The 15580-nt window shown below is 72.8% G+C and carries 15 protein-coding genes and 1 riboswitch; of the genes, 8 read left to right on the forward strand and 7 right to left on the reverse strand.

What is annotated here, in order from left to right; all coding sequences use genetic code 11:
* Positions 1-143: 143 nt before the first annotated feature.
* Both ABZW32_RS15925 and ABZW32_RS15930 read right to left on the reverse strand, forming a co-directional pair.
* Positions 144-509, reverse strand: coding sequence for an Rv2175c family DNA-binding protein (locus ABZW32_RS15925; protein WP_030227969.1), 366 nt, complete (start codon positions 507-509; stop codon positions 144-146).
* 239 nt (positions 510-748) lie between these two features.
* Complete coding sequence (locus ABZW32_RS15930) at positions 749-1981, reverse strand: FAD-dependent oxidoreductase (protein ID WP_356215926.1); 1233 nt, start codon at positions 1979-1981, stop codon at positions 749-751.
* Between the two features lie 112 nt (positions 1982-2093).
* Positions 2094-2206, forward strand: a riboswitch (TPP riboswitch).
* On the opposite strand from ABZW32_RS15930, the gene thiO reads away from it, so the two are divergent.
* From thiO to ABZW32_RS15960, 6 genes are all read left to right on the forward strand, one after another.
* The gene (gene thiO / locus ABZW32_RS15935; protein WP_356215929.1) at positions 2204-3400 is read left to right on the forward strand and encodes a glycine oxidase ThiO; all 1197 of its coding nucleotides are present in this window, start codon (positions 2204-2206) and stop codon (positions 3398-3400) included. Its footprint overlaps the riboswitch before it by 3 nt.
* A complete protein-coding gene (gene thiS / locus ABZW32_RS15940; RefSeq protein ID WP_266838599.1) occupies positions 3397-3597 on the forward strand; it encodes a sulfur carrier protein ThiS in 201 nt (66 codons plus the stop codon). The genes thiO and thiS overlap by 4 nt, the downstream gene beginning before the upstream one ends.
* A 5-nt stretch (positions 3598-3602) precedes the next feature.
* Positions 3603-4397: a thiazole synthase gene (locus ABZW32_RS15945; RefSeq protein ID WP_280918483.1), complete on the forward strand. Its 795-nt coding sequence runs from the start codon at positions 3603-3605 to the stop codon at positions 4395-4397.
* A gap of 200 nt (positions 4398-4597) precedes the next feature.
* Complete coding sequence (gene pknB / locus ABZW32_RS15950; RefSeq protein ID WP_356215932.1) at positions 4598-6502, forward strand: Stk1 family PASTA domain-containing Ser/Thr kinase; 1905 nt, start codon at positions 4598-4600, stop codon at positions 6500-6502.
* A 6-nt stretch (positions 6503-6508) separates the two neighbouring features.
* Positions 6509-7369, forward strand: coding sequence for a deoxyribonuclease IV (locus ABZW32_RS15955; RefSeq protein WP_356215934.1), 861 nt, complete (start codon positions 6509-6511; stop codon positions 7367-7369).
* Between the two features lie 92 nt (positions 7370-7461).
* Positions 7462-7992 carry a DUF4396 domain-containing protein gene (locus ABZW32_RS15960; protein ID WP_356215937.1) on the forward strand — a complete coding sequence of 177 codons (531 nt, stop codon included), beginning with the start codon at positions 7462-7464 and terminating at the stop codon, positions 7990-7992.
* Here the strand turns inward: ABZW32_RS15960 and ABZW32_RS15965 are convergent.
* Positions 7989-8621: a sulfite oxidase-like oxidoreductase gene (locus ABZW32_RS15965; protein ID WP_356215939.1), complete on the reverse strand. Its 633-nt coding sequence runs from the start codon at positions 8619-8621 to the stop codon at positions 7989-7991. The genes ABZW32_RS15960 and ABZW32_RS15965 overlap by 4 nt on opposite strands.
* A 173-nt stretch (positions 8622-8794) precedes the next feature.
* Here ABZW32_RS15965 and bfr point away from each other — a divergent pair, with 173 nt between their 5' ends.
* Positions 8795-9274, forward strand: coding sequence for a bacterioferritin (gene bfr / locus ABZW32_RS15970; RefSeq protein WP_266838605.1), 480 nt, complete (start codon positions 8795-8797; stop codon positions 9272-9274).
* Here the strand turns inward: bfr and ABZW32_RS15975 are convergent.
* Positions 9271-9582, reverse strand: a complete 312-nt coding sequence (locus ABZW32_RS15975) for a (2Fe-2S)-binding protein (RefSeq protein ID WP_356215943.1) — start codon at positions 9580-9582, stop codon at positions 9271-9273. The genes bfr and ABZW32_RS15975 overlap by 4 nt on opposite strands.
* A 156-nt stretch (positions 9583-9738) precedes the next feature.
* Positions 9739-11094 carry a class II 3-deoxy-7-phosphoheptulonate synthase gene (locus ABZW32_RS15980; protein ID WP_356215946.1) on the reverse strand — a complete coding sequence of 452 codons (1356 nt, stop codon included), beginning with the start codon at positions 11092-11094 and terminating at the stop codon, positions 9739-9741.
* A 361-nt stretch (positions 11095-11455) separates the two neighbouring features.
* On the opposite strand from ABZW32_RS15980, the gene ABZW32_RS15985 reads away from it, so the two are divergent.
* The gene (locus tag ABZW32_RS15985; RefSeq protein ID WP_356215948.1) at positions 11456-13396 is read left to right on the forward strand and encodes an anthranilate synthase family protein; all 1941 of its coding nucleotides are present in this window, start codon (positions 11456-11458) and stop codon (positions 13394-13396) included.
* Between the two features lie 18 nt (positions 13397-13414).
* On the opposite strand, the gene ABZW32_RS15990 is transcribed toward ABZW32_RS15985, so the two are convergent.
* A complete protein-coding gene (locus ABZW32_RS15990) occupies positions 13415-14410 on the reverse strand; it encodes a 2-hydroxyacid dehydrogenase (RefSeq protein WP_356215951.1) in 996 nt (331 codons plus the stop codon).
* Positions 14411-14500: 90 nt separating this feature from the next.
* Positions 14501-15529, reverse strand: coding sequence for a 6-phosphofructokinase (locus tag ABZW32_RS15995; RefSeq protein WP_356216126.1), 1029 nt, complete (start codon positions 15527-15529; stop codon positions 14501-14503).
* Positions 15530-15580: the final 51 nt, after the last annotated feature.

Genomic DNA, 15580 nt, shown 5'->3' on the forward strand with positions numbered 1-15580 from the left:
GCTCTCCGCCTCGCCCGGGCGGGGGGGGGGGGGGGGGCCCCGGGGGGGGGGGGGGGGGGCCCCGCGGGGGGGGGGGGGGGGCCCCGGGGGGGGGGGGGGGGGGGGGCCCCGGCCGCGGCCCCCCACACCTGTGGATCAGCCGGTCAGAGGGCGAGCGCCTGGGCGCGTCGCTTCACCTCCGTGCCGCGATTCTCGCTCAGCGCCTGAGCGGGGGTGCCCGGCAGGGTGGGGTCCGCGGTGAACATCCACTCCAGGATCTCCTCGTCGGAGAAGCCGTCGTCGCGCAGCACGGTCAGCAGGCCGACCAGGCCCTTGACGATCTTGTCGCCGTCGATGAAGGGGGCGGGCACCTGGAGGGAGCGGTTCTCGCCGCGGCGCACGGCGAGCAGCTGACCTTCCTTGACCAGCTGGCGGACCCGGGTCACTTCGATGTCGAGCATCTCCGCGATGTCGGGGAGGTACAGCCAGGCGGGGACAAGGGCATCGATCTTTGCGTCAATCTCGGTCACGGGGACAAGCCTGCCATCTCGGACCGACAGCCGGTACCCGAGCCACCCCGTCCGGGGACGGGGCGGGCCGGGCGCGCGGTCCGCGCGGGGGCCGGCGCGGCGTCCGCGCCGAGGGCGTCGCGGCGGGTCGGGGCCGGGTGGAGCGGCGGTGGAGGCGCGGCGGAGGCGTCCGGGAACGCGTACCGGGGAGACCGTCCGGGCTCCGCGGGGGCCCTGCGGGGGGCCGCGGGGGGGCCGCGTCAGGCGGTGGCGGACTTCAGCGGGACGTCCGGGTCCGCGACCCTGTCCGGGTCTGCGGGGACGGCCGATTCGATCAGCCTGCGGCCCTGCGCCAGGTCGCGGGGGCGGCCCACGGCCAGGACGGCGACCAGCGCGCCCTCCCTCAGCCAGCACACCGACCAGGTGGCGTCGTCCGGGGAGCCCCGCCAGAGCAGGGTGTCGGCGCCGCCGTGGTGGCCCGCGTACTGCACGAAGCGGCCGAACTGCTCGGACCAGAAGTACGGGACGGGGTCGTAGGCCTGGACGGGCTCCCCCGCGACGATGTTCGCCGCGACCGCCCGGGGGCCCTGGAGGGCGTTGTCCCAGTGGTGGACCAGCAGCCGGGCCCCGTAGCGGGCGGAGGGGAAGGAGGAGCAGTCGCCCACCGCGTACACCCCGGGCACCGAGGTGCGCAGGTACGCGTCGGCGGTGATCGAGCCGTCGGGGCCGCGCTCGATCCCGGTGCCGTCCAGCCAGCCCGTGGCGGGCCGGGCTCCGATGCCGACGACCACCGCCCCCGCCGCCAGCTCCCGGCCGTCGGCGAGCCGGACCAGCCCCTCCTCGATCCCGGCCACGGCGGCCCCGGTGATCAGGGTGGCCCCGGCCTCGGCGTACCACCGGGCCATCGGGGCGGCCACCTCGGCGGGCAGGGCCCCGGCCAGGACCCGGTCCGCGGCCTCGACCACCGTGACGGCGCAGCCGGCCCCGCGGGCCGCGGTGGCGAACTCGGCGCCGATCCAGCCGGCCCCGACCACCACGAGGTCGTGGGCCGCCGCCAGGACGGGGCGCAGCCGGGCGGCGTCGTCGAGGGTGCGCAGCAGGTGCACGCCCGGGACGCCGGAGGAGCCGGGCAGGGTCAGCGGTTCGGCTCCGGTGGCCAGGACCAGGACCTCGTAGGGGACGGGTCCGGCCGGGGTGTCGAGCTCGTGCGCCGCGGGCCGTACGCCGGTGACCTCGGTGCCCAGGCGCAGGTCGATGCGGAGTTCCTCGAAGTCCACGTCGAAGGCCACGTCGAAGGCGGCCTCCTCGGCCTTGCCGAGCAGCACCGCCTTGGACAGCGGGGGCCGGTCGTAGGGCTGGTGGGGTTCGGCGCCCAGGAGGGTCACGGGGCCGGTGAAGCCCTGTTCGCGCAGGGCCACGGCGGTCTGCACGCCGGCCATTCCGGCGCCGACGATCACGACACCGGGCTTCGTCTGTTGCGTCTGCTCGCTCACCCGCCCCAGCCTAGTGAACTGACGGTCCGTCAGGAACAGGGGGCGGGGAAGTACGGGCGGGCGCCGGGGAGGCAGCCTTACCCGCCACCCCCGCCGGGGTTAGTCTGGCCACCGTACCTATCGCGGGAGTCCGGGCGCACCGGGCTGAGAGGGAGGCTGGCCGGCCTCCGACCGTACGAACCTGATCCGGGTCATGCCGGCGAAGGGAGGGGCTGGACGCCCATGCACTCATCTCGGAAGGGATCCGCGGGAACCGCGGGATCCACCGGATCCGACGTCCTCGTCATCGGGGGCGGGATCATCGGCCTGGTCACCGCCTGGCGGGCGGCCCGGCGCGGGCTGCGCACCGTACTGGCCGACCCGGACCCCGGCGGGGGCGCCGCCCGGGTCGCGGCGGGCATGCTCGCCGCCGTCACCGAACTGCACTACGGCGAGGAGACCCTGCTCGGGCTCAACGTTGCCTCCGCCGCCCGCTACCCGCAGTTCGCCGCCGAGCTGGCCGAAGCCAGCGGCGGCCTGGACATCGGCTACCGGGCCTGCGGCACCCTCGCCGTCGCCCTCGACGCCGACGACCGCCTCCACCTGCGGGAGCTCCACGCCCTGCAGCGCCGTTGCGGCCTGGAGTCGCAGTGGCTCACCGGCCGCGAGTGCCGCCGCCTGGAGCCGATGCTGGCCCCGGGGGTACGCGGGGGGCTGCGCGTCGACGGGGACCACCAGGTGGACCCGCGGCGGCTCGCGGCCGCCCTGCTGGCCGCCTGCGAGCGCGCCGGGGTGGGCGTCCACCGGACGGCCGCCACCCGGCTGCTGACCGGGGCCGACCGCGCGCTGGGCGCCGTACTGGAGGACGGCACGGAGCTGCGCGCCGACCAGGTCGTGCTCGCGGCGGGCTCCCTGAGCGGGCGGCTGGAGGGGGTGCCGCCGGAGGTGGCGGTGCCGGTGCGGCCGGTGAAGGGCCAGGTGCTGCGGCTGTCGGTGCCGCCGGCGTACGCGCCGTTCCTGTCGCGGACCGTACGGGCCGTCGTGCGCGGCAGCCACGTCTACCTGGTGCCCCGCGAGAACGGCGAGCTGGTCGTCGGAGCCACCAGCGAGGAACTCGGCTGGGACACCACCGTCACCGCGGGCGGGGTCTACGAGCTGCTGCGCGACGCCCACGAGCTGGTCCCCGGGATCACCGAGCTCCCCCTGGTCGAGACCCGGGCCGGACTGCGCCCCGGCTCCCCCGACAACGCGCCGCTGCTGGGCCCGACCGACCTGCCCGGACTGCACCTGGCCACCGGGCACTACCGCAACGGGGTGCTGCTGACCCCGCTCACCGGCGACGTGATGGCGGAGCTCCTGGCCACCGGCACCGTGCCGGAGGTCGCCCGCCCCTTCAGCCCCCGCCGCTTCTCCACCACGCGTCAGGAGACCTACGCATGACCATCTCCGTCAACGGCGAGCCGCGCGAGATCGCGGCCGGCACCACCCTCGACGCGGTGGTGGCCACCCTGACCCGGGCGCCCAAGGGCGTCGCCGCCGCCCTCAACGAGACCGTCGTCCCGCGCGGCCAGTGGCCGCACACCCCGGTGGGCGACGGCGACCGCGTCGAGGTCCTCACCGCCGTGCAGGGGGGCTGAGCACCATGGCCGACGACCTCTTCACCCTCGGCGGACGGACCTTCTCCTCCCGCCTGATCATGGGCACGGGCGGGGCCCCGAGCCTGGACGTCCTCGAACGCTCCCTGGTCGCCTCCGGCACCGAGCTGACCACGGTGGCCATGCGCCGCCTGGACCCGACGGTGCAGGGCTCGGTCCTGTCCGTCCTCGACCGGCTCGGCATCGCGGTCCTGCCGAACACGGCGGGCTGCTTCACCGCGGGCGAGGCCGTGCTCACCGCCCGGCTGGCGCGGGAGGCCCTCGGCACCGACTGGATCAAGCTGGAGGTCGTCGCCGACGAGCGCACCCTCCTGCCCGACGGCGTCGAGCTGCTGGACGCCGCCGAGGTCCTGGTCGACGAGGGCTTCACCGTCCTGCCGTACACCAACGACGACCCGGTCCTCGCACGGAAGCTGGAGGACGTGGGCTGCGCGGCGATCATGCCGCTGGGCTCCCCCATCGGTTCGGGGCTCGGCATCCGCAACCCGCACAACTTCGAGCTGATCACGGAGCGGGCCGGGGTGCCGGTGATCCTGGACGCCGGGGCCGGCACCGCCTCCGACGCCGCCCTCGCGATGGAGCTCGGCTGCGCGGCGGTGATGCTGGCCTCGGCGGTCACCCGCGCGCAGGCGCCCGTCCTGATGGCGGCCGCCATGCGGGACGCCGTCACGGCGGGCCGCCTCGCCTTCCGCGCCGGCCGCATCCCCCAACGCCGCTTCGCCGAAGCCTCCTCCCCCACGGAGGGCCGCGCCACCCTCGACCCGGAACGCCCGGCGTTCTGAGGGGGTCGGGGGGCTGCCCACCCGCCCCCTGGTCTGCGGGTCGGGGGTCGGGTGGGGAGCGGGGTCCCCACCCGACCCCGTGCGCGTGCCCGCCCGCCCACCTGCGGTGCGAGGCCCGCTGCCCGCCCCCCATGTCACGGCTGCGCTGCAAGCGTGGACACGCCGGACGGCTCAAACGCGTCGCCTCGTAGAATCGCCGGGTGGATACGACCCTGGAAGACCCTCTCGTCGGGCGCGTGCTCGACGGCCGCTACCGCATCGACGCCCGCATCGCGGCCGGCGGCATGGCCACGGTCTACCGGGCCGTCGACACCCGCCTGGACCGTGTGCTCGCGCTGAAGGTGATGCATCCGGCGCTCGCCGCCGACGGCGCCTTCGTCGACCGCTTCATCCGTGAGGCGAAGTCCGTGGCCCGCCTCGCCCACCCCAACGTGGTCGCCGTGTTCGACCAGGGCACGGACGGCCCGTACACGTACCTCGCCATGGAGTACGTGTCCGGCTGCACCCTGCGCGACGTGCTGCGCGAGCGCGGCGCGCTCCAGCCGCGGGCCGCCCTCGACATCTTCGAGCCGGTGCTCGCCGCCCTCGGCACCGCGCACCGGGCCGGTTTCGTCCACCGGGACATGAAGCCCGAGAACGTCCTGATCGGCGACGACGGCCGCGTCAAGGTCGCCGACTTCGGTCTGGTCCGCTCCGTGGACGCCGCGACGAACACCACCGGCTCGATCCTCGGCACCGTCTCCTACCTGGCGCCCGAGCAGATCGAGAACGGCGTCACCGACACCCGGGTGGACGTCTACGCCTGCGGCGTCGTCCTGTACGAGATGCTCACCGGCTCCAAGCCGCACACCGGCGGCACCCCCGCCCAGGTGCTCTACCAGCACCTCCACGAGGACGTCCCGCCCCCGTCGGCCGCCGTCCCCGGACTGCCCGCCGCCCTCGACTCCCTGGTCGCGGACGCCACCGCCCGCGCCCCCGAGCTGCGTCCCACCGACGCCGCGGCCCTGCTCGGGCTGGCCCGGGAGGCGCGGGAGCGGCTCAGCGACGCCGAGCTGGACTCCGTACCTCCGCAGGCCCTGGACGGGGAGCGGGCGGCCACCGAGGACCGCACCAGCGTGATCCCCCGCCCCGTGGAGGCCCCGCAGCCGGTGCACCACACCTCCCGGCTGGAGCGCCCGCAGCCGCCCGCGGCCCCCACGGCTCCCGCGCCGGGCCGCCCGCGCCGCGGGATGCTCCTGGTCGTCGCCGGGGTCCTGCTGGCGCTCGGGCTGGGCGCCGGGGTCTGGTACATCAACTCCGGCCAGTTCACCAAGGTCCCCAACCTCCTCGGCAAGACGGAGGGGGAAGCCCGCTCCCAGCTGTCGGCGGCCGGGCTCGGGGTGAAGCGGGTGGACCGGAAGTTCAGCGACGCCTTCGACCGCGGGACGGTCATGAACAGCACCCCCGAGGGCGGCAAGCAGATCCGCGGCAACGGGGCGGTCGTCCTGACCGTGTCCCGCGGCCCCGAGCTGGTCAGCGTCCCCGACCTGAAGGGACGGCCGCTGGAGGACGCCAAGGCCGAGCTGACGAAGACGGGCCTGGCGCCCGGCATCGTCACCCAGGCCTTCAGCCAGGACGTCGCCCAGGGCTCGGTGATCGAGACCAACCCGCTGGGCGGCAACAAGCGGGCGCCCGACACCGCGATCGCGCTCGTCGTCAGCAAGGGCCGCCCCATCGCGGTCCCGGCCGTCACCGGCAAGCCCCTCGACCAGGCACGGGCCGCGCTGGAGGCCGTCGGGCTGACGGCGCAGGCGGCGCCCGAGCAGGTCAACTCCCCTTCCCCGGCCGGCACGGTCGTGAGCCAGTCGGTCGCCGCGGGCGCCTCGGCGGCGGGCGGTGACACCGTCACGCTGACCGTGTCCAAGGGCCCCCGGCAGGTCCTGGTGCCGGACGTGACCAACCAGGACGTGGACCCGGCCCGCAAGACCCTGGAGGCCCTGGGCTTCAAGGTGAAGGTGGACCGCCCGTTCCTCTCCTTCAGCAACACCGTGGACACCCAGTCGGTGCCCGGCGGCCAGGGCGCCCCCGAGGGCAGCACCATCACCCTCAAGACCAAGGGACTGTGACGGACCGTGACGCGCAACCCCGTGGGCGGGCACGTCCCCGTCGCCGGCGGCCTCGCCTCGGTCGGCCTCACCTACGCCCGTGAGATGGGCGCCGAGGCCCTCCAGGTCTTCGTCGCCAATCCGCGCGGCTGGGCCACGCCGACCGGCAACCCGGCGCAGGACGAGCTGTTCCGGACGCAGTGCGCCGAGGAGTCCCTCCCGGTGTACGTCCACGCCCCGTACCTGATCAACTTCGGCTCGCACAACGGGGCCACGGTGGAGAAGTCGGTGGAGTCGCTGCGCCACTCGCTGCGCCGGGGCCGGGAGATCGGCGCGCTCGGAGTGGTCGTGCACACCGGGTCGGCGACCGGGGGCCGCCCGCGCGAGGCCGCGTACGCGCAGGTCAGGGAGTACATGCTGCCGCTGCTGGACGAGCTGACGCACGAGGACGACCCGTTCCTGCTGCTGGAGTCCACCGCCGGTCAGGGTTCCTCGCTGTGCTCCCGGACCTGGGACTTCGGGCCCTACTTCGAGGCGCTCGACCACCACCCCCGGCTCGGCATCTGCCTGGACACCTGCCACATCTTCGCGGCGGGCCACGACCTGGCCGAGCCGGGCGGCACCAAGCAGACGCTGGACCTGCTGGTGGACACGGTGGGGCCGGGCCGGCTGAAACTGATCCACGCCAACGACTCCAAGGAGGGCGTCGGCGCCCACAAGGACCGGCACGCCAACATCGGCCAGGGCCACATCGGCCGGGAGGCCTTCGCGGAGCTGTGTTCGCACCCCGAGACGGAGGGGGTGCCGCTGATCATCGAGACGCCCGGCGGCAAGGAGGGGCACGCCGCCGACGTGGCCCTGCTGAAGGAGCTGCGCGGCGTCCACTGAGTGGAAGATCCCTTGAGGGAATACCCCAGGGGGGTATACGGTTCTGTCCATCGGCAGAACCGCCACCGGGCTGTTTCCACCAGGGGGTCGTCATGGATCAGGCACACGCCCACCACGAAGGCGAACACGGGCACCAGGGGCACCAGGGGCATCAGAAGCACCAGGGGCACGACCACCACGGCCACGGGGCCGTCGGGTGGCCCATGGCCGCCCGCGCCACCCTGCACTGCCTCACCGGGTGCGCCATCGGCGAGGTGCTCGGCATGATCATCGGAACCGCCCTGGGCTGGGGGAACGTCCCGACGATGATCCTCGCGATCGTCCTCGCGTTCTTCTTCGGCTACGCGCTCACCCTGCGCGGCGTCCTCGCCGCCGGAGTGGACTTCCGTTCGGCCGTCCGGGTGGCTCTGGCCGCGGACACCCTTTCGATCGCCGTCATGGAGCTGATCGACAACGGGGTCATCGCCCTGTGGCCCGGCGCCATGGACGCGCAGCTCTCGGACGCCCTGTTCTGGGCCGCGCTCGCGCTCTCCCTCGCGCTGGCCTTCGTCGTGACCACCCCGGTCAACAAGTGGATGATCGGCCGCGGCAAGGGCCACGCGGTCGTCCACCAGTACCACTAGAGCTCGGGGCCGTCGCCCGGTTCCTCCTGGTACGAGAAGCGCTGCTCGCGCCAGGGGTCGCCGATGTTGTGGTAGCCCCGCTCCTCCCAGAAGCCCCGGCGGTCCGCGGTCATGTACTCGACGCCGCGGACCCACTTGGGGCCCTTCCAGGCATAGAGGTGCGGGACCACGAGCCGCAGCGGGAAACCGTGCTCGGCCGTCAGCAGTTCGCCGCCCATATGGGTGGCGAAGACGGTCCGGTCGGAGGCGAAATCGGCCAGTCTCAGGTTGGAGCTGAAGCCGTACTCGGCCCACACCATCACGTGCGTGACCTGCGGCGCCGGCGGGGCCAGCGCCAGCACGGTGCGCGCCATGACACCGCCCCATTCGGCGCCCGGCATGCTGAACTTGGTGACGCAGTGCAGGTCGGCGACCACCGAATCGAACGGCAGGGCCGCGAACTCCTCGTGGTTCCAGCAGTGCTTCTCACCGTCGGCCGTGGCGCCGAAGACGCGGAACTCCCAGCGCTCCGGCTTGAACTTGGGCACGGGACCGTAGTGGGTGACCGGCCAGCCCCTCTGCAACCGCTGCCCCGGGGGGAGCTCGAACTGCTCTGCTCCCGGAGATTCCCGGCTTTCCGGCTGACCCATGTCTCCATGGTGACAGACGCGGCGGGGTGGTCACGACCAGGTCCTGCCCTATACGGGCAAGTCGCAGCAACTCCCACTAAGGAGGCACTTACTGGACGCTCCCGGGTGGCGGTGCAAAGATGCGCGCACCTGCCCAGTCACCTAGCTGACATTGCTTGGAAGGAGCCTCTGCGATGCAGGGCGACCCCGAGGTCCTTGAGTTTCTCAACGAGCAGCTGACCGGCGAGCTCACGGCCATCAACCAGTACTGGCTGCACTACCGCATCCAGGACAACAAGGGCTGGACGAAGCTCGCCCACTACACGCGCGCCGAGTCCATCGACGAGATGAAGCACGCGGACAAGATCACCGAGCGCATCCTGATGCTCGACGGTCTGCCGAACTACCAGCGCCTCTTCCACGTGCGCGTCGGCCAGACGCTCACGGAGATGTTCCAGGCCGACCGGCAGGTCGAGGTCGAGGCCATCGACCGCCTCAAGCGGGGCATCGAGGTCATGCGCGGGAAGGGCGACGTCACGTCCGCCCGGCTCTTCGAGGAGATCCTGGAGGACGAGGAGCACCACATCGACTACCTCGACACCCAGCTGGAGCTCATCGAGAGCATCGGCGAGCCGCTCTACATCGCCCAGCTGATCGAGCAGCCGGAGAGCTAGGCCGCTTCGGCGAGAGCGGGCGAGGGTACGAGTGCGGGCTCGGGCGCGGTCCCGGCGGCGGCAGCGGCCGTGATCGCGGGAACGAGCCGGGAGTCGGCCGCCAGGACCGCCGCCCCGTCACCCTTCTCCACCAGCTCCCGACGCGGGCAGGCCCCGCGGCCGAGGAGGCCCTGGATGGTGCGCACGCAGGAGCCGCAGTCGGTGCCGGCCTTGGTGGCCGAGGCGATCTGGCGGGGGGTGCAGGCCCCGGCAGCCGCGTGTTCCTTGACCTGCTTGTCGGTGATCCCGAAGCAAGAGCAGACGTACACGCGGTTCACCTCCCTGGTGCGGAACGGTTCTGCGGGCCATCCCCATTCGGTGAGGCTTACCTAACCGTACCCAAACCGAGGGTCCCCCAAAAGACCCGGATACGACGATGGGGCACGGATCACATCGATCCGTGCCCCATCGTCGTAGGAAGCTACTTACTGATCGCGGTACATCTCGGCGACCAGGAACGCCAGGTCCAGGGACTGGCTGCGGTTGAGGCGCGGGTCGCAGGCCGTCTCGTAGCGCTGGTGCAGGTCGTCGACGAAGATCTCGTCGCCGCCGCCCACGCACTCGGTGACGTCGTCACCGGTGAGCTCGACGTGGATGCCGCCCGGGTGGGTGCCCAGGGCCTTGTGGACCTCGAAGAAGCCCTTGACCTCGTCGAGCACGTCGTCGAAGCGGCGGGTCTTGTGGCCGGAGGCCGCCTCGAAGGTGTTGCCGTGCATCGGGTCGGTGACCCAGGCGACGGTCGCACCGGACGCGGTGACCTTCTCGACCAGCTCCGGAAGCTTCTCGCGGACCTTGTCGGCGCCCATGCGGACGACGAAGGTCAGCCGGCCGGGCTCGCGCTCGGGGTCCAGGCGGTCGATGTAGGTGAGCGCCTCGTCCACCGTGGTGGTGGGGCCGAGCTTGATGCCGAGCGGGTTGGCGATCTGCGAGCAGAACTCGATGTGCGCGTGGTCCAGCTGGCGGGTGCGCTCGCCGACCCAGACCATGTGGCCCGAGGTGTCGTACAGCTTGCCGGTGCGCGAGTCCGTACGGGTCAGCGCGCCCTCGTAGTCGAGGAGCAGCGCCTCGTGGGAGGCGTAGAACTCCACCGCCTTGAACTCGGCCGGGTCGGTGCCGCAGGCCTTCATGAAGTTCAGCGCGTTGTCGATCTCCCGCGCGAGCTGCTCGTAGCGCTGCCCGGACGGGGAGGACTTCACGAAGTCCTGGTTCCAGGCGTGCACCTGGCGCAGGTCGGCGTAACCACCGGTGGTGAAGGCGCGCACCAGGTTCAGCGTCGAGGCCGAGGCGTGGTACATGCGCTTCAGCCGCTCGGGGTCCGGGATCCGGGCCTCTTCGGTGAAGGCGAAGCCGTTGACGGAGTCGCCGCGGTAGGTCGGCAGGGTGACGCCGTCGCGGGTCTCGGTGTCCTTGGAGCGCGGCTTGGAGTACTGGCCGGCGATGCGGCCGACCTTGACGACGGGCACGGAGGCCGCGTACGTCAGGACGGCGCTCATCTGGAGCAGCGTCTTCAGCTTGGCGCGGATGTGGTCGGCGGACACGGCGTCGAAGGCCTCGGCGCAGTCGCCGCCCTGGAGCAGGAACGCCTCGCCCTTGGCGACGGCTCCCAGACGGGCGCGCAGCTGATCGCACTCACCCGCGAACACGAGGGGAGGATACGACTCGAGGTCCGCGACGACAGCGCGCAGTGCCTCGGCATCGGGGTACGAAGGCTGCTGCGCCGCGGGAAGGTCTCGCCAGGTCGCCTGATGGGCGGGGGCTTGGGTTTCAGCGTTCACGGTCACCTCGTACACATTACGGCGTCACACGTCCCGTCCGGCCCGGCGCCCACCTGGTGAGACGGTGTCGTTCGAAGGCGCGGACGGCGAAATTGAACGGAATCCGTGCTTCACATGTCGGTATAGAACGGATGCAGCGGGATCCCGTCCGCTTGGGCTAGGGTGCCTCGCATGTACGCACACTCCGACCAGAACTGGTGGTGGCCCGCTCCCGGCGGCCCACCCCTCGTGCGTACCCACTGACACGAGCGACGCGAAGGCCGCCCCGAGGGGCGGCCTTTCGCGTTTCCGCGACCGGGTCGTCCCTCCCGCCGACAAGCCAGCCGGATCCGCAGGTGCGCGGATCCACCGGAAGGACGCCCACACCATGTCCCAGTCCCAGTCCCAGTCCCAGGACTCACCGCTCCGGGTCCCCCGCTCCCAGGATGGCCCCTTCGACCCGAGTCGGCTCCTCGACGAGTCCTGCCCGCCGTTCGCGCTGCTCCGCCGGCGCACCCCGGGCCGTGACCACGACACCGTCGAGGTGCTGATCGGGCCGGTGCACGAGGCCGCCCGGCTGGCCGACCTGCCGGTACGGGAGCTGCCCACCCTCGCCCTCGTGCCCTTCCGGCAGATCCGCGAGCGCGGTTTCGACGTGCGCGACGACGGCACCCCGCTGAGCGTGCTGACCGCCGAGGAGGTCCACGAGATCCCCCTCGCGGCGGCGCTGGCGGCGCTGCCCGGCCATGACGTACGGGTCGAGGACGGGGGCTTCGACGTCACCGACGAGGACTACGCGGCCACCGTCGAGCGCGTGATCCGCGACGAGATCGGGCGCGGCGAGGGCGCGAACTTCGTGATCCGGCGGACCTACGGGGGCCGGATCGACGGTTTCGGCCGGGCCGACGCGCTCGCCCTGTTCCGGCGGCTGCTGGAGGGCGAGCGGGGCGCGTACTGGACGTACGTCGTGCACACCGGGGAGCGGACCCTCGTCGGGGCGAGCCCGGAGGTCCACGTGCGGATGTCCGGCCGCACGGTGGTGATGAACCCGATCAGCGGCACCTACCGCTATCCCGCCGGGGGGCCGACCGCCGAGTCGCTCCTGGCCTTCCTCGGGGACCGCAAGGAGACCGAGGAGCTGTCGATGGTGGTCGACGAGGAGCTCAAGATGATGTGCACGGTCGGCGACATGGGCGGGGCCGTCGTCGGGCCGCGGCTGAAGGAGATGTCCCACCTCGCGCACACCGAGTACGAGCTGCGCGGACGCTCCTCGCTGGACGTCCGGGAGGTGCTGCGGGAGACCATGTTCGCGGCGACCGTGACGGGCTCGCCCGTGCAGAACGCCTGCCGCGTGATCGAGCGCTACGAGAGCGGCGGCCGCGGCTACTACGCGGGCGCGCTGGCCCTCCTCGGCCTGGACGCCTCCGGCGGCCAGACCCTGGACTCCCCCATCCTGATCCGCACCGCCGACATCGCCGCGGACGGGACCCTGCGGGTGCCGGTCGGCGCGACCCTGGTGCGCCACTCCGACCCGCGCGGCGAGGTGGCGGAGACCCATGCCAAGGCCGCCGGGGTGCTGGCGGCCCTCGGTGTGCGGGAGGCGGCGCCCCGCCCTGCCTTCGAGGGGGTCCGGCTGGCCGACGACCCCCGGGTGCAGGCCGCGCTGGCGGCCCGGCGGGCCGATCTCGCGCCGTTCTGGCTGCGGATGCAGGAGCAGCCCGCGTCGCTGACCGGCCACGCGCTGGTGGTCGACGGGGAGGACACCTTCACCGCGATGCTGGCCCACGTGCTGCGGGTCACCGGGCTGGAGGTGACCGTACGCCGCTACGACGACCCCGGCCTGCGGACCGCGGCCCTGGCCTGGGAGGGGCCGATCGTCCTCGGCCCGGGTCCGGGCAACCCGGCGGAGTCCGGCGACCCGAAGATGCGGATGCTGCGCGCCCTGGCCGGGGAGCTGCTGGCCTCGCACCGGGGCGGGATCCTGGGCGTCTGCCTGGGCCACGAGCTGCTGGCCGCCGAACTCGGGCTGCCGCTGGTCCGCAAGGCGGAGCCCGCGCAGGGGGCGCAGACGCGGATCGGCCTCTTCGGGGCCGAGGAGGTGGTGGGCTTCTACAACACCTACACGGCGCACTGCTCCGACGAGCTGGCCGTGCGCCTGGCCGGGGAGGGGGTCGAGGTCGCCCGGGATCCGCAGACCGGCGAGGTGCACGCCCTGCGGTCGGCCGCGAGCGGGGTCGCGGGCGTGCAGTTCCACCCGGAGTCGGTGCTCACCCTGCGGGGCGCGGACCTGGTCCGCGAACTGCTGACGGGGGTCATGACCCCGGCCTGACCGGCCCCGCCGGCCCGGTCAGGGGGACGGCACCAGCGTGTTCTCGGAGCGGCGGCCGGCCAGGTAGTCGGCGACGTTGCGGACGGTGGTGTCGATGATCTGCCCGACCGCGTCGGCCGTGTAGTAGGCCTGGTGGCCGGTCACCACGACGTGCGGGAAGGTGACCAGCCGGGCCAGGGTGTCGTCCTCGACGGCTTCGAGGGACTTGTCGAGGAAGAACACCCCGGCCTCCGCCTCGTACACGTCGAGGCCGACCCCGGCGAAGCGGCCCGCCCTGAGCTCGTCGACCAGGGCGGCGGCGTCGATCAGGCCTCCCCGGCTGGAGTTCACGAGGATCGCGTCGTCCCGCATGGCCTTCAGGGCGGCCGCGTCGATCAGGTGGTGCGTGGACTCCAGCAGGGGCACGTGCAGGCTGATCAGGTCGGACCGGGCGAGGAGCTCCTCCTTGTCCACGTACGTCATGCCCAGCTCCAGGCAGGCCGGGTTGCGGGCGACGTCCCAGCCGAGGAGTGTCATCCCGAAGCCGTGGGCGATCCGGGCGAAGGCCTCGCCGATCTTGCCGGTGCCGAGGATCCCCGCCGTGCGGCCGTGGAAGTCGCGGCCCATCAGCCCGTTCAGCCGGAAGTCGAAGTCGCGGGTGCGGATGGCCGCCCGCACGACCTTGCGGTTGACGGCCATCGCCAGGGTCCAGGCGAACTCGGCCACGGAGTGGGGGGAGTAGTACGAGACGCGGCCGACGGTCATGCCGAGCCGGCGGGCCACGTCCAGGTCGATGTTGTTGAAGCCGGTCGACCGCTGGGCGATCATCTTCGTCCCGCCGGCGGACAGCGCGTTCAGGACCCGGTGGCCGAGGTCCGCGTTCACGCTGGAGGAGACGATCTCGTAGCCGACGGCGATGGGCACGGTGTCCTCGCTCAGCAGGACGTCGAGACAGCGGACCTCGTGCTGCCCGGCGAAGGCCCGTTCCAGGAGCGGCTTCTCGTCGGCGGTCACTCCGAAGGCCAGGATCTCCACGCGTGCTCCCGTACGTCGAACCAGTCGGACCATGGGCCGTTCGTCACGATACGACCCGTGGTCCGACGGCGCCCGAAGGCTCGGCAGCCCTCAGCCGAAGAAGACCCCGACCTCCTCGTACAGCGCGGGGTCGACCGTCTTGAGCTTCGCGGTGGCCTCCGCGATCGGCACGCGGACGATGTCCGTCCCCTTCAGCGCGACCATCGTGCCGAAGTCCCCGTCGCGCACCGCGTCGATCGCGTGCAGCCCGAAGCGGGTGGCCAGCCAGCGGTCGAAGGCGCTCGGGGTGCCGCCGCGCTGGATGTGTCCGAGGACCGTCGTACGGGCCTCCTTGCCGGTCCGCGCCTCGATCTCCTTGGCCAGCCATTCGCCGACGCCCGAGAGCCGGACGTGCCCGAAGGAGTCCGTGGTGGCGTCCTTGAGGACCATCTCCCCGTCGGTGGGCATCGCGCCCTCCGCGACCACCACGATCGGCGCGTAGCTCGCCTTGAAGCGGGAGGTCACCCAGGCGCAGACCTGGTCCACGTCGAAGCGCTGCTCGGGGATGAGGATGACGTTGGCGCCGCCCGCCAGGCCCGAGTGCAGGGCGATCCAGCCGGCGTGCCGGCCCATCACCTCGACGACGAGCACCCGCATGTGGGACTCGGCGGTGGTGTGCAGCCGGTCGATGGCCTCGGTCGCGATGCCGACGGCCGTGTCGAAGCCGAAGGTGTAGTCGGTGGCCGAGAGGTCGTTGTCGATGGTCTTGGGCACGCCCACGCAGGGGATGCCGTGCTCCGCGTGCAGCCGGGCGGCCACGCCCAGGGTGTCCTCGCCGCCGATCGCGACGAGTGCGTCGACCTCGAACTTGGCGAGGTTCTCCTTGATGGCCCGTACGCCGTTCTCCGTCTTGAACGGGTTGGTGCGCGAGGAGCCGAGGATGGTGCCGCCGCGGGGCAGGATCCCGCGGACGGCGGGGATGCCGAGCGGGACGGTGTCCCCCTCGACCGGTCCCCGCCAGCCGTCCTTGAAGCCGACGAACCCGTATCCGTACTCCTGCGTGCCCTTGCGGACGACCGCCCTGATCACCGCGTTGAGCCCGGGGCAGTCGCCGCCGCCCGTGAGCACTCCGACCTTCATGGAATCTCCCTTCGCCATGACGGTCACGCTAGTGGTGACGCAGGTCACAGC

This window comes from Streptomyces sp. NPDC004667 (assembly GCF_040609475.1).
Taxonomy (GTDB): domain Bacteria; phylum Actinomycetota; class Actinomycetes; order Streptomycetales; family Streptomycetaceae; genus Streptomyces.